Source organism: Streptomyces sp. NPDC059248, from assembly GCF_042753905.1.
Taxonomy (GTDB): Bacteria; Actinomycetota; Actinomycetes; order Streptomycetales; family Streptomycetaceae; genus Streptomyces.
Genome location: NZ_JBHYZV010000053.1, coordinates 1 through 23,314, shown reverse-complemented (window position 1 = coordinate 23,314; position 23,314 = coordinate 1). Strand labels below are relative to the sequence as shown.

The window sequence follows — 23,314 nt, the reverse complement described above, 5'->3', positions numbered from 1 at the left end:
GTAGGTGCATCAAGCATCATGAAGCCACTTCGCTCACGTCCCGTGCGCGTCATAGCCGCCGCAGCTGTCGTCGGTTCCCTGGCGCTCACCGGCTGCTCCAACAACGATGGCAAGACCAAGAACGAGTCCAAGTCCAAGCAGGACGCGGCGGCTCAGGGCAAGCCGGTCGCGTACGCCGACGCCGCGGGGTCCACCGGCCCGGCCGCCGAGGTCCCGGGCGCCAAGCCGGGCGGCTTCATCAATGTCTACATGCAGTCCAACATCAGCCACATGGACCCGGGCCAGATCTATGTGAGCGATGCCGGGCAGCTGTCCAACCTGATCCACCGCGGTCTGACGAACTGGAAGGAGGACGCCAACGGCAACCTGACCGTCGTCGGCGACCTCGCGACCGACGCGGGCAAGATGTCGGACGGGGGCAAGACCTGGACGTACACGCTGAAGGACGGCATCAAGGACGCCAACGGCAACCCGATCACGTCCGCCGACATCCGCCACACCATCGAGCGGCTGTACGCGAAGTTCATCTTCGACGGTCCGACCTACGTCCAGAACTGGCTTTCGGGCGACGACTACCGGAAGGCGCTGCCGGACGGTCCGTACACGGGCAAGAGCCTGCCGGACACCGTGCTGGCCACCCCGGACGCGAAGACCATCGTCTTCAAGTTCCAGACGCCGCAGGGTGACCTGCCGCAGGCGCTGGCCATGCCCGGCTACAGCATCGTCCCCAAGAAGGGCGACACCAAGGAGAAGTACGACAAGGCTCCTGTCGCGACCGGCCCCTACAAGCTGGCCGAGTTCAAGTCGGGCAAGTCGCTGAAGCTGGTCAAGAACACGCACTGGGACGCGAAGACGGACTCCGTCCGCCACCAGTACCCGGACGGCTTCAACTTCAACCTCACGGTCGACCAGGCGAGCCAGACCAAGCGTCTGATCGCCGACCAGGGCGAGGCCAAGAACGCCATCCAGTTCACCGACTCGGTCGACGGCGCCATGATCAAGGACGTCGTCAGCAAGCCGGCCGTCAAGGCCCGCTCGGTGATGGGCTACCAGCCCTACGTCTGGCAGATGACCTTCAACCTGGACTCCCAGGTCATGAAGGACAAGAAGGTCCGCGACGCCATCACGCACGCCATGCCCAGCAAGCGCATGATCGGCGCCGACGGCGGCACCTACGGCGGTGAGCTGGCCGGCGGTCTGATGGGCCCGACGCTGCCGGGTTACGACCCGAACTACGACCCGTTCGGCAAGGGCAAGAAGCCGAACGGTGACCTGGAGAAGGCCAAGGCGCTCCTCGCGGAGGCCGGCGTCAAGAGCGGCACCAAGCTCACCTACGCCTACTCCAACTCGCCGCGTGGCCAGAACCAGATGCTGATCGTCAAGGAGACCCTGGGCAAGCTGGGCTTCGACGTCCAGGCCAAGGAGATCGACCGCGCGACCTTCTACGAGCAGATCGGCAAGGTCAAGAACCCGTACGACCTGTACATGACCGGTTGGGGTCAGGACTGGCCGTCCCCGTCCACCGTCATCACCCCCGTCTACGACGGCACCAAGGTCGCCGACGGCGGCTCGAACTACTCGCACATCAACGACCCCGAGGTCAACGCGGGTATCAAGAAGGCCCTGGCGCTCCCGCCGGACCAGGCCGCCGCTGAGTGGCAGAAGGTCCACAAGCGGATCGTCGAGGAGATCAACCCGGCCGGCCCGGTCTACTACGCCAAGCACATCCAGCTCTCCGGTTCCAACATCGGCGGTCTGCGGTACGACACCGAGGCGAGCTACATCGACATCAACAACCTGTTCCTGAAGAACCCGTAAAACCGGTTCGTTAGCAACCCGGTTCACGGTTGATCCCGTGGGGGCGCGCGCCAGGCGGAGCGCGCCCCCTCGGGCCACGTCTCACCCCCGCCGCCTTCGAAGAGAGCAGCCTCCCGCGATGCTTCAGTTCCTCATCCGCAGGTTGACCGGCGCCGTAATGATCATGTTCTTGATCGGCGCGTTCACGTTCTTCCTGTTCTACACAATCCCCCAGGACTTCGCCGAACTCGCCTGCGGAAAGACCTGCACGCCGGAGAACATCGCGATCATCCGCGAGAACCTCGGCCTCGACAAGCCCATCACCGCCCAGTTCTGGGAGTTCATGGGTGGCATCGTGACCGGGCGCGACTTCGCCGTCGGCCACTGCCCCGCGCCGTGCCTCGGAGTCTCCTTCGACTCCGGTGACTTCGTGTGGGAGTCGATCGTCGACCGCTTCCCGCTGACCCTCTCGCTCACCATCGGTGGCCTGGTCGTCTTCCTGATCCTCGGCCTCGGGTCGGGCATGCTGGCCGCCTGGAAGCGCGGAACCCCCGTCGACAAGTTCGTCAGTGGCGCCTCGATGGTGCTCAGCTCCTTCCAGATCTACTTCCTCGGCCCGATCGTCCTCGGCATCTTCGTCTTCAGCACCGGCTGGATGGAGTTCCCGGAGTACATCTCGCCGGCCGAGGACCCGGTCGCCTGGTTCACCGGAATGCTCATCCCGTGGGCCGTGATGGCGACCATCTTCACCGCGCAGTACACGCGTATGGCGCGCTCGACCATGATCGAGCAGCTCCAGGAGGAGCACGTCCGCACCGCGCGCGCCAAGGGCATGCGCCAGCGCTACGTCTTCTTCCGCTACGCCTGGCGAGGCTCGCTCACACCGATCGTCACCATCCTCGGTATGGACCTCTCCGCGCTGCTGACCGGCGCCGTGGTCACCGAGTTCACCTTCGACCTGGCCGGTGTCGGCCGGCTCGCGGTGGAGTCGTCGCTGACCAAGGACCTGCCGATGACCATGGGCATCATGCTGTTCGGGGCGTTCTTCATCCTGATCCTGAACATCATCGTGGACATCGCCTACGCCTACATCGACCCGCGCGTGCGCCTCGCCTAGGAGAACGACCGTGACCACTCTGACCAAGACCGAGGGGACTCCGGCCCCGACCGGACCGGACGCCTTCCTCTCGGTGCGCGACCTCCGGGTGCGGTTCTCCACCGAGGACGGCGTCGTCAAGGCAGTCGACGGGCTCTCCTTCGACGTCGAGCGCGGCAAGACGCTCGGCATCGTCGGCGAGTCGGGTTCCGGGAAGTCCGTCACCAACCTGACGGTTCTGGGCCTGCACAACAAGAAGACCACCGCCATCGACGGCGAGATCTACCTGGACGGCCAGGAACTGATCGACGCGCCCGAGAAGGAGATGGAGAAGCTCCGCGGCAACAAGGTCGCGATGATCTTCCAGGACCCGCTGACGGCGCTCTCGCCGTACTACACCGTGGGCCGCCAGATCGCCGAGCCCTTCATGAAGCACACCGGCGCCTCCAAGAAGGAGGCGAAGGCCCGGGCCATCGAGATGCTCGCCAAGGTCGGCATCCCGCAGCCCGCGACGCGCTTCAACGACTATCCGCACCAGTTCTCCGGCGGTATGCGCCAGCGGGCGATGATCGCCATGGCGCTGATCTGCGACCCCGATCTGCTGATCGCGGACGAGCCGACCACGGCCCTCGACGTGACCGTCCAGGCCCAGATCCTCGATCTGCTCAAGGACCTCCAGCAGGAGTTCGGCTCCGCGATCATCTTCATCACCCACGACCTGGGCGTCATCGCCAACATGGCCGACGACCTGCTGGTGATGTACGCGGGCCGGGCGGTGGAGCGCGGCAGCGTCTCGGAGGTCCTCAGGACCCCGAGCCACCCCTACACCTGGGGTCTGCTCAGCTCGATGCCGCGGCTCAGCAGCGACGTCAACGAGGCGCTCATGCCGATCCCCGGCTCCCCGCCCAGTCTGCTGAACCCGCCGAGCGGCTGCCCCTTCCACCCCCGTTGTGCCTTCAAGGACGAGGTGGACGGCGGTCTGTGCTCGGCCGAGCGCCCGGTGCTTCCCGCCGGCCGGGCGGCAGCGTGCCATCTGTCGGACGGGCAGAAGCAGTCCATCTTCATCGATCAGATCAAGCCCCGGCTGGGCTAGGAGACGCAGAGACATGAGCGAGAACGTCACTCTGCCGAAGCAGCAGGATTCGACCGACGCGCGCCCGGGCGGCGAGCCCCTGCTCGCCGTCGAGGGCCTGAAGATGCACTTCCCCATCTACGGGGGGTTCCCTTTCAAGCGGAAGGTCGGCGCCGTACGTGCTGTCGACGGTATCGATCTGACAGTGCACTCCGGTGAGGCCCTCGGCCTCGTCGGCGAGTCCGGCTGTGGCAAGTCCACCACCGGACGGCTGGTCACCCGGCTCCTGGAGCCGACCGAGGGAAAGATCACCTATCAGGGCCAGGACATCGCGCACGCCAGCCGCAAGGAGCTGGCGCCGATTCGGTCCGAGATCCAGATGATCTTCCAGGACCCGTATTCGTCGCTGAACCCGCGGCAGACCGTCGGCTCCATCGTCAAGAGCCCGATGGAGGTCAACGGGATCAACCCGCCCGGCGGCCGGGACGCCAAGGTGCGTGAGCTGCTGGAGGTCGTGGGTCTCAACCCCGAGCACTTCAACCGCTTCCCGCACGAGTTCTCCGGCGGCCAGCGGCAGCGCATCGGGGTGGCCCGGGCGCTGGCGCTCCAGCCGAAGCTGATCGTCGCGGACGAGCCGGTCTCGGCGCTGGACGTGTCGATCCAGGCGCAGGTCGTCAATCTCCTCCAGAAGGTCCAGGAGGAGATGGGGATCGCCTTCCTCTTCATCGCCCACGACCTGGCCGTCGTCCGGCACTTCTCGCAGCGCGTCGCGGTGATGTACCTGGGCAAGGTGGTGGAGGTCGCGGACCGCGACTCCCTCTACAACCGGCCCCGTCACCCCTATACGCACGCCCTGCTGTCGGCCGTGCCCGAGCCCTCGATGGACACGCCGGACAAGGAGCGCATCCGCCTCTCCGGCGATGTGCCCTCGCCGATCATGCCGCCGTCCGGCTGCCGCTTCCGCACCCGTTGCTGGAAGGCGCAGGACAAGTGCGCGTCGGAGGAGCCGCCGCTGGTGCGTCTCTCCGGGAACCGCGAGGGCCATCTGACGGCCTGTCACTTCCCGGAGGACCCGACGACCGAGTCGCGGGGCGAGGACATCGTGCTCGACCCGGCGCTGGCCGCGCTGGAGGACGCCGAGTCCGCCGCGAAGCCGGAGAAGAAGTAGCGGCAGCGGTACGAGCCGTGATCGGCGACGGCCCCGGAGCGCATCGCGCGCCCCGGGGCCGCCGCCGTATCCGGGGCCGCGGGCCGGGAAGGCAGCCGCGGCGGGTCGGGAGGGCAGCCGGGGCCGGGCGGGGCCCGGAGAAATCGCGTTGCGGCGTCCGGGGCCGGGCGATCACAGTGGTGCGATGACCGACTTCGCCGTGCGCCCCGCCACCCCCGAGGACGCGGAGGCCATCTGTGCCCTGCTGAACGCCGTCGACACGATCGAGGTCGGGAAGCCCGAGACCGATCTCGCCTCCGTACACGCCGATCTGATCCATCCCGAGGCCGACCTCCCGGAGAACTCCTGGCTCGGTTTCCAGGACGGCGCGCTCGTCGTCTACGGCCTGCTGTGGGACGACTCGGGCGCCGAGCGCATCGATATCGACCAGTACGTCCTCCCGGACCACCAGGAGGCCGCCGCGGCGGTGCTGGAGCTGATGGAGGCGCGGGCCCGGGCCAAGGCCGCCGCGAACGGCGCCGTACGGGCCGTCGTCCACTTCCATCTGAACAGCGCGCCGACGCTCGACACCACCCTGCTGACCGGCCGCGGCTGGCGGACCGTACGCCGCTATCACGTTCTGACCAAGCCGCTGGACCCGGCCGGTGACCCGGTGCCCGCGCCGCCGGCCGGGGTGACCCTGCGGACCGCCCGGGACGAGGCCGACCGCCGGATCGCCCACGCCCTGCTCCAGGAGTCCTTCGCCGACCACTACGACTTCCAGCCCCGGTCGTACGAGAAGTGGCTCGCCGACCTCGGTGAGCTGGTCGACTGGGACCTGGTGTGGATCGCGAGCGCCGAGGGCGAGGGCGATATCGCCGCGATGGTGACCACCAACCACCGCGAGGCCCACGGCTGGATCAATGTCCTGGGAGTGCTGGACCGGGGCCGCCGCCGGGGCCTGGGCGGCTTTCTGCTGCGACACGCCTTCGGGGTGTACGCGGGCCTCGGCCGCGACACCATCGGTCTTGGTGTGGACACGGCCAACGCGACCGGGGCGCCGCGGCTGTACGAGGCCCACGGCATGGCCCGGCACTTCGCGGTCGACACCTGGGAGGCGACCCTCCCGGTCGCCCCCGTTCCGGCGGTCGCGGGCACCCCGGCGCCGTAGTCCCGGCGGGGCGCCGGCTCCGCCGTTGGGGTGAGTGAACAGGCGTGTTATCCCATATACAGGGATATTCGGTCCTGAGCGGGAGTCGGCCGGCTCAGGACCGAGGAGGCACCGGATGCGGGGAGCCACGCACGCCCTCAAGGCCGCGGGCGGTGTCCTCGCCGTCGTCCTGGCCGCCACGGCCCTGACGGCGTGCGGCGGGGGCGTGTCCTCCGGCGGCAGCGGCCCGGACGGCGTCGTCAGCTCGTCCTGGGGCGACCCCCAGAACCCGCTGGAGCCCGCCAACACCAACGAGGTGCAGGGCGGCAAGGTCCTCGACATGCTCTTCCGCGGCCTCAAGCGGTACGACCCGAGGACCGGCGCGGCGCAGGACATGCTCGCCGAGCGGATCGAGACCACCGACTCCACCCACTTCGCGATCACCGTCAAGGACGGCTGGACCTTCAGCAACGGCGAGAAGGTCACCGCCCGCTCCTTCGTCGACGCGTGGAACTACGGCGCCTATCTCAAGAACAGCCAGAAGAACGCGTACTTCTTCGGCTATATCGAGGGATACGACCGGACCCACCCCGACAGCGGCGAGCCCACCGCCGCCACCCTCTCCGGGCTGAAGGTCACCGGTGAGCTGACCTTCACCGTGAAGCTCAGCCAGAAGTTCTCCACCTGGCCCGACACCCTCGGCTACGCCGCCTTCGCCCCGCTGCCCCGGGCCTTCTTCGACGACCACACCGGCTGGCTGGCCAAACCCGTCGGCAACGGCCCGTACGCCGTCCACGCGTATGTCCGCGGCTCGCAGATGTCCCTCCGCCGCTGGGACGGCTACCCGGGCCCCGACCGCGCCCTCAACGGCGGTGTCGACCTGCGGGTCTACACCGACAACAACACCGCCTACACCGATCTCGTCGCCGGAAACCTCGACCTCGTCGACGACGTCCCCGCCTCCCAGCTCAGAAATGTCCGCAAGGACCTCGGCGACCGCTACATCAACACCCCCGCGGGCATCATCCAGACCCTCGCCTTCCCCTACTACGACCGCCGGTGGAACACCCCGAACGGCGACAAGCTCCGTACCGGACTCTCCAAGGCGATCAACCGCGACTCCATCACCAGCCGCATCTTCCGCGGCACCCGTACCCCCGCGAAGGACTGGACGTCCCCCGTCCTCGGTGTCGACGGCGGCTTCAAGGACACCCTCTGCGGTGACTCCTGCGTCTACGACCCCGCCCGCGCCCGGCAGCTCGTCGCGGAGGGCGGCGGCATCCCCGGCGGCACCATGAAGATCTCGTACAACGCCGACACCGGCTCCCACAAGGAGTGGGTCGACGCCGTCTGCAACAGCATCAACAACGCCCTCAGGAACGACCGCGCCTGCGTCGGCAACCCCATCGGCACCTTCGCCGACTACCGCAACCAGATCACCCGGTCCAAGATGTCTGGCCCCTTCCGGGCGGGCTGGCAGATGGACTACCCCCTCATCCAGAACTTTCTCCAGCCGCTCTACTACACCGGCGCCTCCTCCAACGACGGCAAGTGGAGCAACAAGACCTTCGACACGCTGGTGAACCGCGCCAACGCCGAATCCGACACCGCGACGGCCGTACGGACCTTCCAGCAGGCGGAGGAGGTGGTACGGGACGAGATGGCGGCCATCCCCCTCTGGTACCAGAACGGCAGCGCCGGATACGCGCCCCGCATCTCGAACGTCGCCCTCAACCCCTTCAGTGTCCCGGTCTACAACGAGATCAAGGTCGCCTGACGGCCGCCTGAGGGAGCCCCCATGGGACGTTATGTGATCCGGCGCCTGCTCCAGATGATCCCGGTCTTCTTCGGCGCCACCCTGCTGATCTTCCTCATGGTCAATGTGATGGGCGACCCCATCGCCGGACTCTGCGGACAGATCCAGTGCGACCCCGCCACCACCGCCCAGCTCCAGGCCCAGTACGGCCTCGACCAGCCCCTCTGGCGGCAGTATCTGAGCTATATGGGCGATGTCTTCCGGGGCGACTTCGGCACCGCCTTCAACGGGCAGCCCGTCACCGAACTGATGGCCGCCGCCTTCCCCGTCACCATCCGGCTCACCCTCGTCGCCATCTGCTTCGAGATCGTCATCGGCATCACCCTCGGCGTCCTCACCGGACTGCGTCGCGGCCGGCCCGTCGACACCGGAACCCTGCTGCTGACCCTGGTCGTCATCTCCGTACCGACCTTCGTCACCGGACTCCTGCTCCAACTGCTCCTCGGCGTCGAGTGGGGCATCATCAAACCCGCCGTCTCACCGGGCGCCCCCCTCGACGAGCTGATCGTCCCCGGTCTGGTGCTCGCCTCCGTGTCCCTGGCGTACGTCACCCGCCTCACCAGGACCTCGATCGCCGAGAACGCCCGCGCCGACTACGTCCGCACCGCCCGCGCCAAGGGACTGCCGCGCCGCCGCGTGGTCACCCGGCATCTGCTGCGCAACTCCCTCATCCCCGTCGTCACCTTCATCGGTACCGACATCGGCGCGCTGATGGGCGGCGCCATCGTCACCGAGCGCATCTTCAACATCCACGGCGTCGGCTACCAGCTCTACCAGGGGATCGTCCGGCAGAACACCCAGACCGTCGTCGGCTTTGTGACCGTCCTGGTCCTCGTCTTCCTGCTGGCGAATCTGCTCGTCGACCTCCTGTACGCCGTACTCGACCCGAGGATCCGCTATGCCTGAGCCGCAGTACGACCCCGACGGCACCGCCGGAGCGGCGATCGCGCCGACCGGCGCGGGCGGCCCCATGGACCTCGCCACCGCCGAGGGCGCCACCCTGGAACCCGGGCCCGATGGCCCGCCCCAGGGCACCGGACCCGCCACCAAGGCCCGCAGCCTCTGGTCCGACGCCTGGCACGACCTCCGCCGCAACCCCGTCTTCATCGTCTCCGGCCTGATCATCCTCTTCCTGGTCGTCATCGCGATCTGGCCGCAGTCCATCGCCTCCGGCAACCCCCTCGACTGCGACCTCGCCAAATCGCAGGAGGGCTCCCAGCCCGGCCACCCCTTCGGCTTCGACGGCCAGGGCTGCGACGTCTACACCAGGACCGTGTACGGCGCCCGGGCCTCCGTCACCGTCGGCGTCTGCGCCACCCTCGGGGTCGCCCTCATCGGCTCCGTCCTCGGCGGACTCGCCGGATTCTTCGGCGGCGCGGGCGACGCCGTGCTCTCCCGGGTGACCGATATCTTCTTCGCCATCCCCGTCATCCTCGGCGGCCTCGTCCTGCTCTCCGTCGTCACCAGCAACACCGTCTGGCCGGTCATCGGCTTCATGATCCTGCTCGGCTGGCCCCAGGTCTCCCGGATCGCCCGCGGCTCCGTACTCACCGCCAAACAGAACGACTACGTCCAGGCCGCCCGCGCCCTCGGCGCCTCCAACACCCGGATGCTGCTCCGCCATATCGCGCCCAACGCCGTCGCGCCCGTCATCGTCGTCGCGACCATCGCCCTGGGTACGTACATCTCCCTGGAGGCGACCCTGTCCTACCTCGGCGTCGGCCTCAAACCCCCGACGGTCTCCTGGGGCATCGACATCTCCGCCGCCTCGCCCTACATCCGCAACGCCCCGCACATGCTGCTCTGGCCCGCCGGGGCCCTGGCGATCACCGTCCTGGCGTTCATCATGCTCGGCGACGCGGTCCGCGACGCCCTCGACCCCAAGCTGCGCTGAGGAGGAATCCCGGGATGCTGCTCGAAGTCCGCGATCTCCAGGTCGAGTTCCGTACCCGCGACGGGGTCGCCAAGGCCGTCAACGGCGTCAGCTACGCCGTCGCCGAGGGCGAGACGCTCGCCGTCCTCGGCGAATCCGGCTCCGGGAAATCCGTCACCGCCCAGGCCGTGATGGGCATCCTCGACACCCCGCCCGGCCGGATCGCCGGCGGCCAGGTGCTCTTCCGGGGCCGTGATCTGCTGACGCTGAAGGAGGAGGAGCGACGGGCCGTACGCGGCGCGCAGATCGCCATGATCTTCCAGGACGCGCTCTCCGCCCTCAACCCCGTCCTCAGCGTCGGCGCCCAGCTCGGCGAGATGTACACCGTCCACCGGGGCATGAAACGCAAGGAGGCACGTGCCAAGTCGGTCGAGCTGATGGAGCGCGTCGGCATCCCCGCCGCCGCACAGCGCGTCGGCGACTATCCGCACCAGTTCTCGGGCGGGATGCGCCAGCGGATCATGATCGCCATGGCGCTCGCCCTCGAACCCGCCCTGATCATCGCCGACGAGCCCACCACCGCCCTCGACGTCACCGTCCAGGCCCAGGTCATGGAGTTGCTGGCGCAGCTGCGGGACGAGCTGGACATGGGCCTGATCCTGATCACCCACGACCTCGGGGTGGTCGCGGACATCGCCGACCGGATCGCGGTGATGTACGCGGGCCGGATCGTGGAGACCGCCCCCGTCCACGACCTCTACCGGGCCCCCGCCCACCCCTACACCCGCGGCCTCCTCGACTCCGTACCGCGCCTCGACCAGAAGGGGCGCGAGCTGTACGCGATCAAGGGGCTGCCGCCGAATCTCCAGCGGATCCCGTCCGGCTGCGCCTTCCACCCGAGATGCCCGCTCGCCCGGCCGGTGTGCCGTACGGACGTACCACCGCTGTACGAGGCGGGGGAGGGGCGGCACAGCGCCTGCCACTTCTGGCGCGAGGCGCTGGCGGGCGCCGGCGGGGGCGGGGGCCGTGGTGGCGGTGGCGCTGGTGCCGGCGGGACCGGGGGTACGGGACCCGCGGCCACGGGCGGCGGGACCGGGAGCGCGAGCGGCGGGACCGGAGGGACACCGTGACCGATACGACCATCGAACCTACGGCAGCCGCGACGACCTCCGAGCCGATCCTGGAGGTCCGCGGCGTCCACAAGCACTACCCCCTCACCCGGGGCATCCTCTTCCGCAAGCAGGTGGGCGCCGTCCGCGCCGTCGACGGCGTCGACCTCGATCTGTACGGGGGCGAGACCCTCGGCATCGTCGGCGAGTCCGGCTGCGGCAAGTCCACCCTCGCCCGGATGCTGGTCCAGCTCGAACCCCCCACATCCGGGGTCATCCGCTACCGGGGCGAGGACATCACCGGGCTCTCCGGCCGGGCGCTCAAGGCCGTCCGCCGCAATATCCAGATGGTGTTCCAGGACCCGTACACCTCCTTGAACCCCCGGATGACGGTCGGCGACATCGTCGGGGAGCCGTACGACATCCACCCCGAGGCGGCGCCCAAGGGGGACCGCCGCGCCCGGGTGCGCGAACTCCTCGACACCGTCGGACTCGACCCCGACTACGTCAACCGCTACCCCCACCAGTTCAGCGGCGGCCAGCGGCAGCGCATCGGCATCGCCCGCGGTCTCGCGCTGCGCCCCGAGATCATCGTCGCCGACGAACCGGTCTCCGCCCTCGACGTCTCCGTCCAGGCGCAGGTGGTCAATCTGATGGGTCGGCTCCAGCGGGAGTTCGGGCTGAGCTATGTCTTCATCGCCCATGACCTGTCGATCGTCCGGCATATCTCGGACCGGGTGGGCGTGATGTATCTGGGGCGGGTGGTGGAGCTGGGGCGCCATGAGGAGATCTACGACCACCCCACGCATCCGTACACCCAGGCGCTGCTCTCCGCCGTCCCCGTACCGGATCCTGGGGCGCGGGCGCGCCGCGAGCGGATCATCCTCGGCGGCGATCCGCCCTCACCGGCGCATATCCCGTCCGGCTGCCGGTTCAGGACCCGCTGCTGGAAGGCGCGGGAGCGGTGCGAGCTGGAGGTACCGCTGCTGGCGGTCCCGGCGGAGTTCCGGCTCGCGGCCGAGGGGCCGGTACGGCACCCCTCGGCCTGCCACTTCGCGGCGGAGTTGCAGGTGGTCCCGCCGTCGCCGGACGCCGCCACAGAGCCGCCTGAGCCGCCGGAGGCCAGGGAGACCACCGAGCCCTCAGAGGCCCCGGAGCAGCCTGAGGCGGGTGGTTCCCCCGAGTCCGGTGGGCCGCGGCTCCCGGGATCCGGTGATACGCCGGAAGAGTGACGCTCTTTTACACAGGGGCAATGCGGCTGTCGCGAACCCGATATACGGGCCCGGCAGGCTGCGGTGCGTACGGCCGTGCGGGTGCCGTATCGCGGCCGGGACCCCCTGGAGTGGTCCCGGCCGCTCGGCACGCCCGGGGCCGGGCCGTCGATCCGGCCCGGTCCCGGGGCGGCGGCCCGGTCAGCCCGCCGGTCCCGAGCCGATCGTCCGTTCGAGGAAGGCCGCCTGGAGCAGCAGCAGATTCTCGGCCACCTCTTCCTGCGGGGTCATATGCGTCACCCCGCTCAGCGGTACTACCTCGTGCGGACGCCCCGCAGCCAGCAGGGCCGACGACAGCCGCAGGGCGTGCGCCACCACCACGTTGTCGTCCGCGAGACCGTGGACGATCATCATCGGCCTGGCGGGCTCGACGGCCCCGCTCAACCCCGCGTCGGTGACGAGGGAGTTGGCCGCGTACACCCCGGGACGCTCGTCGGGACGGCCGAGATACCGCTCGGTGTAGTGGGTGTCGTACATCCGCTGGTCCGTCGCGGGCGCCCCCAGGATCGCCGCGTGGAACACATCGGGGCGCCGCAGCGCCGCCAGCCCCGCGAGATAGCCGCCGAAGGACCAGCCGCGGATCGCCACCCGCCCCAGGTCGAGGGGGAAGGACCCGGCGAGCGCGTGCAGCGCCGCGATCTGGTCGTCGAGCGCGAGCCCGAAATCGCCCGCCACGGACTTCTCCCACGCGGGCGAGCGCCCCGGCGTCCCGCGCCCGTCGGCGACGATCACGGCATAGCCCCGGTCGGCGAACCACTGGGACGTGAGATACGCGTTGTGCGCCGCGACCACCCGTTGGCCGTGGGGACCGCCGTACGGATCCATCAGTACGGGCAGCGGCCCCCGGGACGCGTCGTACCCCCTCGGCAGCAGTACCGCGCACGGGACGCGCCGCTCCGCCGCGAACAGGAGCCGGGGCCGAGCGGTGAGCACGGGCCGCTCCGCGTACGACTCCACCGTCGCGACCCGCTTGCCGTCCCGCAGGACCGCGCAGACCGCGCCGGGCCGGTCGACGGCGGAGGACACCAGGACGGTCACCGCGCCGGAACGGACCGCCGTATGGACCCCGGGTGTCCCGGAGACCCGTTCCGCGCCCCGTTCGCCGACCCGGTAGACATGGATCTCGCCGATCTCCGGCTCCGCTGCCCCGGCCCCGGCCCCGGACGACGCCGACACCAGAACGTCCTCGGCGCCGATGTCGAGGACGCCCCGGATGTGGAGCGCCGCTCCGGTCAGGGTCCGGTCGCCGACCGCGAGCACCCGCGCACCGCCCTCGTCGGCGATCCGCACCAGCCGCCCGTCGGGCGTCCACGCGGGCGTTCCACCGAAAAGTTCCAGCCAGATCGGATCCTCGTCCATCTGCACGGTCCGGGTCTCGCCGGTCGTGGTGTCGACCGTGAGACAGCGCTGGGTCCGCTGGTCCCGCGACTGCACCAGCAGCAGCGGCGCACCGGCCGCCGACCAGTGCACCCGGGCCAGATACGGATGGGCCGTCCGGTCCCAGACCACTTCGGTCCGTCCGCCGGTGCCGGTGCCGGTGCCGGTACCCGTGCCGCTGCCCGTGCCGTCGCTGTCGCCGTCGCTGTCGCCGTCGAGCGGGACGAGGAAGAGGCGTACCTCCGCGTTCGCCGTGCCCGCCGCGGGATAGCGGATCCGCCGCGGGGCCCGGTCCGGATGCGCCGGATCCGTGATCCACCAGGTGCCGACCCGCCGTTCGTCCACCCGGGCGACCAGCAGCCGGTCCGACTCCGGCGCCCACCAGTAGCCCCGGTCCCGCCCCATCTCCTCGGCGGCGACGAACTCCGCCGAGCCGTACGAGACCCCGCCGGGACCGGCCCCTTCCTTCGCTCCCTCGGTGGACCGCTCGTCCGGCGCGGGCTCCGCCAGCGCGCGGTCGCCGGTGCCGTCCGCGCCGACGACCCGCAGCGCGTCGCCCGAGACATAGGCGACGAAGCGGCCGTCGGGGGAGGGCCGGGGATCGATTACCGGCCCCCGAACGGGTAGTTCCCGGGACTCCCCGGTCCGCAACTCCGCCGTGAACAAACGTCCGGACAGCGTGAAGGCGGCCAACTCGGCCGCCCGGTCCACCGCGTATCCGACGATGCCCGCGGAACCCTCCCGGCTCCGCTCCCTGCGGGCCAGCTCCGCCGAGGACAGTTGCTCCTGCGAACCTCCCAGCAGAACACGGGGATCGGCCACCGGGCGTTCCCGGAACGCGCCTTCCGGCTCTACCGTGGTGGGGTGGTCGTCGAGGTCGAGCACCCACAGCGCGCCCTCGCGGTCGGTTCCGGACACCGATCGGATGAAGACCACGCGGGCACCGTCCGGAGCCACCGTGAACGAGCGGGGCGCACCCAGGGAAAACCGCTGGGTACGGGCGAACTGGCGTGGAAAGGAGCTCTGTTGCCTCGTGGTCATGCCACCGAACCTAACGCGTGTGCGCCCCCGTGTGCTGCCGTGCACCGACTGATGCGTTAGTACGGATAGTTATGATCCGTAGCGCGAGATGGGTAGGAACCATCTGCGCGTGCAACCTGCCCGTCCCGACCGAATATCTGTGGAGGTGAACCGCCGTGGCACTCTCAGTTTCGGCGGTGGTGCTGCTGGCGATCGTCGTCTTCCTGCTGGTCCGGAAGTCCGGACTCAAGGGCGGGCACGCGGTTGTCTGCGTTCTTTTCGGTTTCTTTCTCGCCAGCTCGTCCTTCGAGCCGACGATCACCGATCTGACCACGAGCGTGGGCGACATGATCGGCGACCTGAAGTTCTGACCGACTCCCGCCGGTGCGCGGGGGTCCTTCTTTTTGTCGGCTTTGTCAGTCTTTGACCGTGTCTCTTTGTGTCCGTCAGTGCCGAGTGCCGGGGCGGTGCCCCGTCCGGCCCCGACCCATCCGTCCGCCCCGACCGTCCGACCGCCCGCCCTTTCCGGCCCTCGCGACACGACGCCCGCACACCCCCGGCGATCACGGATCGACCCTCCTGTGGCCGGGGGACATCACGTTCCGCCACGTGGCTCCGCCATGCCTCGTAGGCTGTGTCCATGAAGGATCTTTCCACCCGTCGGCTGCTTCTGGTGCACGCGCATCCCGACGACGAGTCGATCACCAACGGCGCCACGATGGCGCGGTACGCGGCCGGTGGTGCCCGGGTCACCCTGGTGACGTGCACCCTGGGCGAGGAGGGCGAGGTCATCCCGCCCGACCTCGCGCATCTCGCGGCCGACCGCGACGACGCCCTCGGGGAACACCGGGTCGGCGAGCTGGCCGCGGCGATGCGGGAACTGGGCGTCAGCGACCACCGCTTCCTGGGCGGCCCCGGCCGCTACCGGGACTCCGGCATGATGGGCCTGCCGCAGAACCGCCGCGACGGCGCCTTCTGGAACACTCCCGTCGACGACGCCGCGCCCGATCTCGTCGAGGTCATCCGGACCGTACGCCCACAGGTCATGATCACGTACGACCCCCGGGGCGGCTACGGGCACCCCGACCACATCCAGGCCCACCGGGTCGCCATGCGCGCCGCGGAACTCGCCGGTGAGCGCGCCTTCCGGCGCGATCTCGGGGAGCCCTGGACCATCGCCAAGATCTACTGGACCCGGGTGCCGCGCTCGGTGGTCGAGGAGGGGTTCGCCCGGCTGCGGGCCGCCGGGGTCGCCTTCCCCGGGGTCGCCTCCGCCGACGACGTCCCGGGCGTGGTGGACGACGCCGACATCACCGCCGAGATCGACGGCACGGCCTACGCGGACCGCAAGACGGCGGCGATGCGGGCGCACGCCACCCAGATCGCCGTGGACGGGCCGTTCTTCGCGCTCTCCAACGACCTGGGCCAGCCGATCTTCGCCACCGAGTACTACCAGCTCGCCCAGGGCGATCCCGGCGTACCGCGGGGGCGGCGCGAGGACGACCTGTTCGCCGGGATCCCCGGTGCGCAGGGCCCGTCGGCCGCCCCCGGTACGACGGGGGTGCCCGCGTGAGCACGGCACCCGGCGCGGGGATGGCCCGGGACTGGACGGCGCAGAAGCCGCGGCCGGGCCGGATCGCCGCGTATCTCCTCCTCGCGGTCGCCGGCGCGGCGGTGGGCGCCGCCGGATCGCTGGTCCAGGCGGCCTGGGTGCCGGCCGGCCTGCTGCTCGCGCTGCTGGGCTCCGCCGGACTGTTCTACGGCGCCCGGCGCGCCCTGGGCACCCAGCTCGCGGTCGCGTCGGCCGGGGTCGGCTGGCTGCTGGCGATCGTGCTGCTGAGCGTCGGACGGCCCGAGGGCGACGCGATGTTCGGCGCCGGGATCGGGCCGCTGGTGTTCATCCTCGGCGGGATGGTGGTGGCTGTGATGTGTGCCACCCTCGGCCGGATGTCGCAACCGGGCGACGAGAGCGGGCGACTTGACCGGTGACGGACCGAACGGTCCCGATCCGTACGGGCGTCGTCCGGGTTCCCGTACGGGTTCGCGTACGGGTTCTCGTCGTTCCGGTACGACCCGTGCCTCCCGCGCGGCCCGCCGTGCCGGTACGGTTCCCCGAAACCGTCCGCAAGTGGTGGACGGCGATCCGGTTCCGGCGGGTACCTGGTCACCCGGGCCGTTCCTCCCGGTCCTGCCCCGGCAGGGTCGGCGCACGGGCCGGAGGCCGTGACTCCGGTCACCGGCACGCCGTTTGCTTCCGCGCGGGGAGCGATCGCGGCCGGGGCGCCGTTCCGGATGGCGTTCGGGGCGGGGCGCAGGACGGGACCGGCTCGCGCGGCGCACGGGCCGGGCGGACGGGGCCGAACCGGTGTGCTTTCCCCAGTCGCGAGGTGAGTGTCATCGGCGGCCAGTATGGTGGTGCGCGCCGCCGAGCCGCCCGAGCACAGAAACATACGTAAGAAACGGGCGGCGGAGCCAACCGGGAGATCCTGCTTTGAGTCGTGAAACTGACAGTTCGTCCTCCGGGCCCCAGGGGCGCGGCGGACCCGCGTACCCCTCGGGCACCCCGCCGTACGGCTCCCGCCGGTACGCCGACGGGTCGACGGCCGGTGCCGACGGCGAGCCGAAGCCGGACGGGGCCGCGTCCGAGCCCAGGACCGAGACGACGATCACCACCCGGATCCGGATCAACATCCCCGGGTCACGGCCGATTCCGCCCGTGGTGATGCGCAAGCCCGTGAACGAGGCGGACGCCGCCGTTCCGGACGCGCCCGCCGTGCCCGGTGCGCCGGGCGGCGGCCAGGCGTCGCATCCGGGCCGGGTGCCCGAGGCGGACGTGGAGCGCACGGCCGCCATGCCGGTGGCGTCGTTCGACGGCCCTCCGGCGGACGGCACGGGCCCGGTGGACGGCGGCCCGGACAAGCCGTCGAGCGACTGGTTCGCGCCGCGCAAGTCCTCGACCAACGGCGCCGGCCTCGCCGTCACCGGCGGCCAGGCCGCTCCGGGCGCGGGACCCGTCGCGGGCGGCGCCGGTACGCAGAACGGCTTCGGCGGTCACGGCGGACCGGGCGGCCCCGGTGGCGCCGACGAGCCCGGCCGGGGCCACGGCGGTCCCGGCGCGCCGGGACGCAGCTCCCTCAGCGACCTCGCCGGGGACCGGGGCGCGCCCGCTCCCGGCGGCTTCGCCCCCGGTCCCGCCGGCCCGCCGCACGGTGCCGGGCCCGACGGTCCGACCGCGGGACCGGCACGGGGCGCGCTGTCGGTCGCCCCGGCGGCGCGTCCGGCGGAGGACGGCCGGGTGCCGGTGGCCGCGGCGGGTGCCGTCGCGGCACCGCCCCGGATGTCCGACGACACCGCGATCCTGACCCCGCAGCGGCCCGCGCCCGCGCCGCCCGGCGGTCCCGGGGCCCCGGCTCCCGGCGGCCAGGTCTCGGGCGACACGCTCACCAGCGGTGTCCCGGCCGTACGCCCCGACGCGGATGCCCCGTTCCCGGCCGGGCCGGGCGCCCCGGGCCCCTCGGGACCCGCCGGTACGCCTCCGGGCGCCGGCGCCCCGGCCCCGGCTCCGGCGCCCCGTCCGGCTCCCGCGCCCCCCGCGAAGAAGAAGGGCCGCTCCAAGCTCGTCCTCCTCTGTGTGGCGCTCGTCGGCGGGGTCGGTATCGCGTACGGTGCCGGGCTGCTGCTCAACCACTCCGATGTACCGAAGAGCACCACGGTCCTCGGCGTCGACATCGGCGGCGGCACCCGCGACCAGGCCGTCGACAAGCTCGAGGGCGCGCTCGGCAAGCGGTCCGTCGCCCCGCTCCAGCTCTCCGTCGGCGGCAAGAAGACGACCCTCGCGCCGGAGAAGGCGGGGCTGTCCCTCGACGCCCAGACCACGGTGCGCAACGCGGCGGGCAGCGACTACAACCCGATGTCGGTGATCGGCTCCCTCTTCGGCGGCGAGCGGGTCGCCCAGCCGGAGATCGTGATCGACGAGGAGAAGCTCCGCTCCGCCCTCGGCGATCTCGCCGGCGACTCGGGCTCCGCGGTCGAGAGCCGGATCACGTTCGAGCCGGGCGAGGTCGTGGTCGTGCCCGGCAAGGCGGGCCAGGGCCTCGACGTCGACCGCTCCCTGGGCCTGATCAAGGACGCGTACCGGGCCCAGATCGAGTCCGGCCGGACGAGTACGGTCGAGCTGCCCGCCACCGCGCGCCAGCCCGCCGTGTCGGCGGCGGAACTGGCCCGTGCGAAGAAGGAGTTCGCCGACCCCGCGATGTCCGGCCTGATCACCATCAAGGCGGGCGGCCGGGAGATCGACTTCGGCCCGAACCGCTCCCTGCCGCGCATCCTGTCGATGAAGCCCGTGGACGGCAGGCTGGTGGAGGTCTACAACAAGGAGGCCATCACCGAACTGGTCGGCGGCACCTTCCAGGGCGTGCTGATCACCAAGGGCGACGGCAAGCAGCACCAGCTGAGCGCCGACGACATCGCCTACGCCATGGGCCCGGCGCTGCGGGGCAAGACCCCGTCGGAGCGGATCGCGGTCATCGACCTCGACCCGAGCTGAGCCCGCGACCGGACCGAGTCCCCGATCCGGGCCGAGCCCGCGACGGGCCGAGCCCACGACCCGAGCCGAGCCTTCGGCCTCCGCCGGGCCCGGCCGGGCGGCTCGCACGGACACCCGTGACCCGGGGCCGTCCTCCGTACCTCCACCGGTACGGAGGACGGCCCCGGGTCCGTTCGGGGCGCCGGACGTCAGTTGAGCATCGCCCGCGCGGCCCGGGCCCGGCCCCGTACGGCCTCCGCCGTCGACGGTTCCACCGCCGCCACCACATCCGCGTACGCGTCCATCTCGTCGGCGCCGCGCAGGAACTCGCCCCGCTGCACCAGCAGCTGGGCGCGTTCGAACCGCAGCCGCGCGGGGTGGGCGGGGAGCAGCAGGGAGAGCTCGACGGACCACAGGCCGACATCGGTCCGCTCCGGCCGGGCCGTCGCCCAGGCGCGGATGTTGTTGAGGATGCGGATGATCACGTCGAGGGTGGGGGCCGGGGAGAGTACCGAAGGGTCGATGGGCGCCCCGGTGGCGCCCGCGACCAGCGCCGACGCCGCGTCGGGCGACAGTACGCCGCCCCCGGCGAAGGGGTCGGCCAGGACCTGCTCCTCCGGTTCGCCGAAGCCGACGACGAAGTGGCCCGGCAGCGCCACCCCGTAGACCGGGGCCCCGGCCCGGCGGGCCACCTCGACCCAGACCACCGAGAGCAGGATGGGCAGCCCGCGACGGCGCCGCAGTACCTCCTGGAGCAGAGACGACTCCAGCAGCCGATAGTCCGCCGGGGTGCCGTGGAAGCCGAGTTCACCGCCGAGGAGGCGTTCGAGGGCCGTCGCCCAGGCGTGCGGGGTGCGCAGCCCGTACGGCAGCAGCCCGGCGAGGCGGTCCAGTTCGATCTGGGCGGCGTCGACCGCCGCGCCGACCGCCGCGTCGGCGCCGGCGTCGGCGGTAGCGGTGTCGTCGGCGGTGGCGTCGGCCGCCACCGCGCCCAGCAGCAGACAGAGCAGGGCCAGGTCGGGCCGTTCGGACCTGGCCTCTTCGGCGAACCGCCGCCGGTGACCGGCTGCGGGGTCGGTGGTGTCGGCCGCGTCGTCGTCCATACGCCAACTCCTACCGGGCGGCCCCCGCCGCGTCCACTCCCGTACCGTCCGACGCGCGGGATACGTCGCTCAGACTCCCGGGGCCCGGTAGTGGTGGTAGCTGTGGTGGGTGGTGAAGCCCATGCCCGCGTAGAGCGCGCCCGCCGCCGTGTTGTCGGTCTCCACCTGGAGCCAGGCCGCCGACGCGCCCTCCTCCAGGGCCCGCTGGGCCAGGGCCGTCATGACGGCGCGGGCCAGCCCCCGGCGCCGCATGCCCGGGTCCACCTCCACCGCCATGAATCCGGCCCACCGGCCGTCGACCACACACCGTCCGATCGCCGCGGGGACACCGGTGCCCAAAGCGTCGCCCTCGGCCGCGACCGAGGCGAACCATACGGAGGGGCCGCCGGCCAGCACCGTCAGCACCTCGGGGCCCGGCTCGCCGGACGACCGCTGGTAGCGCCGCAACCAGCCGCCGTCCGCGGCCCCGGGCGACCGGGACAGCGTCACCCGCGCCGTGTCGGCGTCGAGGTCGGCGACCGGCGCGAGCCCCGCGATCCGTACGTCCGCCGACACCTCCCGGGTCCAGCCGCGCTCGTCCAGCGCCGCGCAGAGGGCCTCCTGCGTCCCGGCGGCGCCGGTCGCCGCCTGGACGTACGCGGGCAGGGACCGCTCCGCGTACCAGGACCGCACCCGGGCGAGCGCATCGTCCAGCGGGAGGCCCGGATCGCCGAGCGTCAGCGCCGAGTTGGCCCGCCGGGTGAAGCCGCCCGAGGCCCTGAGCTGCCACTCCCCGAGCGGCTCGCTCTCCACCGGCGGCCAGGCGCGGGCCGCGACCGAGGTCAGCTCGGCGAATCCGGCGGCGGGACCGCGGCGGCGGGCCGGGGCGGGCGGGACCGTCTTCCCGGCGACCAGTACGGCACGCGGGACACGGACCACATCGCCGGACCGCCGTGTGATCACCAGCACATCGTCCTCGTCCCAGGATGTGAGAACGCCGACCACGTCCGTGAACGTCCCACCCGTGTCCGATGGATCGACAAGACGTCGGATTGATACCCGTTTGCCCACGTCAAGGGGTGTAATACGGACTTCTAGCCGTCCCGCGCCGATGAATTCCACTGCTCTGTGCGCCCCTCCTGTTCGGATCGCCCCCGAGAACGGAGATACTAGGGGCGGGCATCGACGACGCCGCGCTCCCGCGCAAGCCAGCCCTATCGAGGAGGAACGACAGCGTGACCTACGTCATCGCGCAGCCTTGTGTCGACGTCAAGGACAAGGCATGCATCGAGGAGTGCCCCGTCGACTGCATCTACGAGGGCTCCCGGTCCTTGTACATCCACCCGGACGAATGCGTCGACTGCGGTGCCTGTGAGCCGGTCTGCCCCGTGGAGGCGATCTTCTACGAGGACGACACTCCTGAGGAGTGGAAGGACTACTACAAGGCGAATGTCGAGTTCTTCGACGAGCTGGGTTCGCCCGGCGGTGCCTCCAAGCTGGGTCTGATCGAGCGCGACCACCCCTTCGTCGCCGGTCTGCCGCCGCAGAACCAGTAAGCGGCGGTCGGCGCGCGCAGCCGATCACCACCTGCCGGTCCCGTACGGTCGACGTCCGTACGGGACCGCCGTGTTTTCCGCGCCGCGCCGCACTGCCTTCCGTGCCGCACTGCTTCCGTGCCGCGGCCGGTCCTCCGCCCGTAGCCGCCCCTCCACCTCCGAGAGTGAGAACAGCTCGTGTCCGCAGCCCCCTCCGCCTCGTCCGCCGCCGAAGGCACCGGCCCCGGTACGGGCCCGCGCCGGGTGTCCGAGCGGCTGCCCGTCTTCCCGTGGGACCGTCTGGAGCCGTACAAGGCGACGGCCGCCGCCCACCCCGACGGCATCGTCGACCTCTCCGTCGGCACCCCCGTCGACCCGGTCCCCCCGCTGATCCGGCAGGCGCTGGTGGACGCGGCGGACTCCCCGGGCTATCCCACGGTGTGGGGCACGGCCGCTCTGCGGGACGCGCTGACCGAGTGGGTCGGACGGCGGCTCGGCGCGGTCGGCGCCGGACACCGCAATGTGCTGCCCCTCGTCGGCTCCAAGGAACTGGTGGCCTGGCTGCCCACCCAGCTCGGTCTCGGCCCCGGCGACAGGGTCGCCTATCCGCGGCTGGCCTATCCGACGTACGAGGTCGGGGCGCGGCTGTGCGGCGCGACCCCCGAGGTGTACGACGACCCGACCGATCTCGACCCGGCCGGGCTGCGGCTGCTGTGGCTGAACTCCCCGTCGAACCCGACCGGGCGGGTGCTCGGCAAGGACGAGCTGACCCGGATCGTGGCCTGGGCCCGGCGGCACGGCGTCCTCGTCTTCAGCGACGAGTGCTATCTGGAGCTGGGCTGGGAGGCCGAGCCGGTGTCCGTGCTGCACCCGGACGTCTGCGGCGGTACGTACGAAGGGCTGGTCGCCGTCCACTCGCTCTCCAAGCGGTCCAACCTGGCCGGGTACCGGGCCGCGTTCGCCGCGGGCGACGCGGAGGTGCTGGGTGAGCTGCTGACCGTCCGCAAGCACGGCGGCATGATGGTCCCGGCGCCGGTCCAGGCCGCGACGGTGGCGGCGCTCGGCGACGACGCGCACGTCGCGGAGCAGCGGGCCCGATACGCGGCCCGGCGCGCGGCGCTGCGGGCCGCCCTGGAGGGGCACGGCTTCCGGATCGAGCACTCCGAGGCCAGCCTCTATCTGTGGGCGACACGGGACCAGTCGTGCTGGGAGACGGTCGCGCACCTGGCGGAGCTGGGGATCCTCGTCGCGCCCGGCGACTTCTACGGGACCGCGGGCGAGCGCTTCGTCCGGGTGGCGTTCACGGCGACCGACGAGCGCGTCGAAGCGGCGGTGAAGCGGCTCGCGTCGGCGGGCTGACCTCCGCGACCGCCTCCGCGACCGCCTCCGCGACCGCCTCCGCGACCGCCTCCGCGGCCGCGACGGAACGGCGAAGGGGCTCGGG

At 71.3% G+C, this 23,314-nt stretch carries 19 protein-coding genes; 16 read left to right on the top strand and 3 right to left on the bottom strand.

The features are described from left to right. Positions 1-18 precede the first annotated feature (18 nt). The 10 genes from ACFXG1_RS22235 to ACFXG1_RS22190 all read left to right on the top strand — a co-directional run bounded on the left by ACFXG1_RS22235 (position 19) and on the right by ACFXG1_RS22190 (position 12,292). Complete coding sequence (locus ACFXG1_RS22235) at positions 19-1,818, top strand: ABC transporter substrate-binding protein (RefSeq protein WP_384710974.1); 1,800 nt, start codon at positions 19-21, stop codon at positions 1,816-1,818. 118 nt (positions 1,819-1,936) lie between these two features. Beyond that, positions 1,937-2,914 carry an ABC transporter permease gene (locus ACFXG1_RS22230; protein ID WP_384710977.1) on the top strand — a complete coding sequence of 326 codons (978 nt, stop codon included), beginning with the start codon at positions 1,937-1,939 and terminating at the stop codon, positions 2,912-2,914. 10 nt (positions 2,915-2,924) lie between these two features. Continuing rightward, a complete protein-coding gene (locus tag ACFXG1_RS22225) occupies positions 2,925-3,986 on the top strand; it encodes an ABC transporter ATP-binding protein (protein WP_384710980.1) in 1,062 nt (353 codons plus the stop codon). A gap of 13 nt (positions 3,987-3,999) precedes the next feature. Further along, a complete protein-coding gene (locus ACFXG1_RS22220) occupies positions 4,000-5,133 on the top strand; it encodes an ABC transporter ATP-binding protein (protein WP_384710983.1) in 1,134 nt (377 codons plus the stop codon). A 184-nt stretch (positions 5,134-5,317) separates the two neighbouring features. After that, a complete protein-coding gene (locus ACFXG1_RS22215) occupies positions 5,318-6,283 on the top strand; it encodes a GNAT family N-acetyltransferase (RefSeq protein ID WP_384710986.1) in 966 nt (321 codons plus the stop codon). A gap of 115 nt (positions 6,284-6,398) precedes the next feature. Beyond that, the gene (locus tag ACFXG1_RS22210) at positions 6,399-8,039 is read left to right on the top strand and encodes an ABC transporter substrate-binding protein (RefSeq protein WP_384710989.1); all 1,641 of its coding nucleotides are present in this window, start codon (positions 6,399-6,401) and stop codon (positions 8,037-8,039) included. Positions 8,040-8,060: 21 nt separating this feature from the next. Next, entirely contained in the window at positions 8,061-8,984 is a 924-nt protein-coding gene (locus ACFXG1_RS22205) for an ABC transporter permease (RefSeq protein ID WP_384710993.1), read from the top strand. Beyond that, positions 8,977-9,972 (top strand): ABC transporter permease, encoded by a 996-nt coding sequence (locus ACFXG1_RS22200; protein ID WP_384710996.1) that lies wholly within the window; start codon positions 8,977-8,979, stop codon positions 9,970-9,972. The genes ACFXG1_RS22205 and ACFXG1_RS22200 overlap by 8 nt, the downstream gene beginning before the upstream one ends. 14 nt (positions 9,973-9,986) lie before the next feature. Continuing rightward, entirely contained in the window at positions 9,987-11,081 is a 1,095-nt protein-coding gene (locus ACFXG1_RS22195; protein ID WP_384710999.1) for an ABC transporter ATP-binding protein, read from the top strand. After that, positions 11,078-12,292, top strand: coding sequence for an ABC transporter ATP-binding protein (locus ACFXG1_RS22190; RefSeq protein ID WP_384711002.1), 1,215 nt, complete (start codon positions 11,078-11,080; stop codon positions 12,290-12,292). Before ACFXG1_RS22195 ends, ACFXG1_RS22190 begins: the two co-directional genes overlap by 4 nt. A 180-nt stretch (positions 12,293-12,472) precedes the next feature. Here the strand turns inward: ACFXG1_RS22190 and ACFXG1_RS22185 are convergent, their stop codons facing one another. After that, positions 12,473-14,749 carry a prolyl oligopeptidase family serine peptidase gene (locus ACFXG1_RS22185; RefSeq protein WP_384720443.1) on the bottom strand — a complete coding sequence of 759 codons (2,277 nt, stop codon included), beginning with the start codon at positions 14,747-14,749 and terminating at the stop codon, positions 12,473-12,475. A gap of 155 nt (positions 14,750-14,904) precedes the next feature. Here ACFXG1_RS22185 and ACFXG1_RS22180 point away from each other — a divergent pair, with 155 nt between their 5' ends. The 4 genes from ACFXG1_RS22180 to ACFXG1_RS22165 all read left to right on the top strand — a co-directional run bounded on the left by ACFXG1_RS22180 (position 14,905) and on the right by ACFXG1_RS22165 (position 19,274). Next, the gene (locus ACFXG1_RS22180; RefSeq protein ID WP_006346816.1) at positions 14,905-15,099 is read left to right on the top strand and encodes a hypothetical protein; all 195 of its coding nucleotides are present in this window, start codon (positions 14,905-14,907) and stop codon (positions 15,097-15,099) included. Positions 15,100-15,368: 269 nt separating this feature from the next. Then, complete coding sequence (gene mshB, locus ACFXG1_RS22175; RefSeq protein WP_384744237.1) at positions 15,369-16,301, top strand: N-acetyl-1-D-myo-inositol-2-amino-2-deoxy-alpha-D-glucopyranoside deacetylase; 933 nt, start codon at positions 15,369-15,371, stop codon at positions 16,299-16,301. Next, positions 16,298-16,717 carry a DUF6113 family protein gene (locus ACFXG1_RS22170; protein WP_384723402.1) on the top strand — a complete coding sequence of 140 codons (420 nt, stop codon included), beginning with the start codon at positions 16,298-16,300 and terminating at the stop codon, positions 16,715-16,717. Before mshB ends, ACFXG1_RS22170 begins: the two co-directional genes overlap by 4 nt. Positions 16,718-17,219: 502 nt before the next feature. Next, positions 17,220-19,274: a peptidoglycan binding domain-containing protein gene (locus ACFXG1_RS22165; protein WP_384744234.1), complete on the top strand. Its 2,055-nt coding sequence runs from the start codon at positions 17,220-17,222 to the stop codon at positions 19,272-19,274. 188 nt (positions 19,275-19,462) lie between these two features. On the opposite strand, the gene ACFXG1_RS22160 is transcribed toward ACFXG1_RS22165, so the two are convergent. Together ACFXG1_RS22160 and ACFXG1_RS22155 are read right to left on the bottom strand one after the other, a co-directional pair. After that, positions 19,463-20,356, bottom strand: coding sequence for a transglutaminase-like domain-containing protein (locus ACFXG1_RS22160; protein ID WP_384744232.1), 894 nt, complete (start codon positions 20,354-20,356; stop codon positions 19,463-19,465). A 69-nt stretch (positions 20,357-20,425) separates the two neighbouring features. Continuing rightward, positions 20,426-21,457: a GNAT family N-acetyltransferase gene (locus tag ACFXG1_RS22155; protein WP_384719935.1), complete on the bottom strand. Its 1,032-nt coding sequence runs from the start codon at positions 21,455-21,457 to the stop codon at positions 20,426-20,428. 113 nt (positions 21,458-21,570) lie between these two features. Here ACFXG1_RS22155 and fdxA point away from each other — a divergent pair, with 113 nt between their 5' ends. After that, positions 21,571-21,891, top strand: a complete 321-nt coding sequence (fdxA, locus tag ACFXG1_RS22150) for a ferredoxin (protein ID WP_006346810.1) — start codon at positions 21,571-21,573, stop codon at positions 21,889-21,891. 243 nt (positions 21,892-22,134) lie between these two features. Beyond that, a complete protein-coding gene (dapC, locus tag ACFXG1_RS22145; protein WP_384744256.1) occupies positions 22,135-23,229 on the top strand; it encodes a succinyldiaminopimelate transaminase in 1,095 nt (364 codons plus the stop codon). Positions 23,230-23,314 lie beyond the last annotated feature (85 nt).

Excerpts from the sequence above, each read along its gene's own strand:
- ACFXG1_RS22220 (WP_384710983.1), top strand. The coding sequence starts at position 4,000 with ATGAGCGAGAACGTCACTCTGCCGAAGCAGCAGGATTCGACCGACGCG.
- ACFXG1_RS22210 (WP_384710989.1), top strand. The coding sequence starts at position 6,399 with ATGCGGGGAGCCACGCACGCCCTCAAGGCCGCGGGCGGTGTCCTCGCC.
- ACFXG1_RS22160 (WP_384744232.1), bottom strand. The coding sequence starts at position 20,356 with ATGGACGACGACGCGGCCGACACCACCGACCCCGCAGCCGGTCACCGG.
- ACFXG1_RS22185 (WP_384720443.1), bottom strand. The coding sequence starts at position 14,749 with ATGACCACGAGGCAACAGAGCTCCTTTCCACGCCAGTTCGCCCGTACC.
- ACFXG1_RS22200 (WP_384710996.1), top strand. The coding sequence starts at position 8,977 with ATGCCTGAGCCGCAGTACGACCCCGACGGCACCGCCGGAGCGGCGATC.
- ACFXG1_RS22235 (WP_384710974.1), top strand. The coding sequence starts at position 19 with ATGAAGCCACTTCGCTCACGTCCCGTGCGCGTCATAGCCGCCGCAGCT.
- mshB (WP_384744237.1), top strand. The coding sequence starts at position 15,369 with ATGAAGGATCTTTCCACCCGTCGGCTGCTTCTGGTGCACGCGCATCCC.
- ACFXG1_RS22215 (WP_384710986.1), top strand. The coding sequence starts at position 5,318 with ATGACCGACTTCGCCGTGCGCCCCGCCACCCCCGAGGACGCGGAGGCC.
- ACFXG1_RS22205 (WP_384710993.1), top strand. The coding sequence starts at position 8,061 with ATGGGACGTTATGTGATCCGGCGCCTGCTCCAGATGATCCCGGTCTTC.
- ACFXG1_RS22195 (WP_384710999.1), top strand. The coding sequence starts at position 9,987 with ATGCTGCTCGAAGTCCGCGATCTCCAGGTCGAGTTCCGTACCCGCGAC.
- ACFXG1_RS22230 (WP_384710977.1), top strand. The coding sequence starts at position 1,937 with ATGCTTCAGTTCCTCATCCGCAGGTTGACCGGCGCCGTAATGATCATG.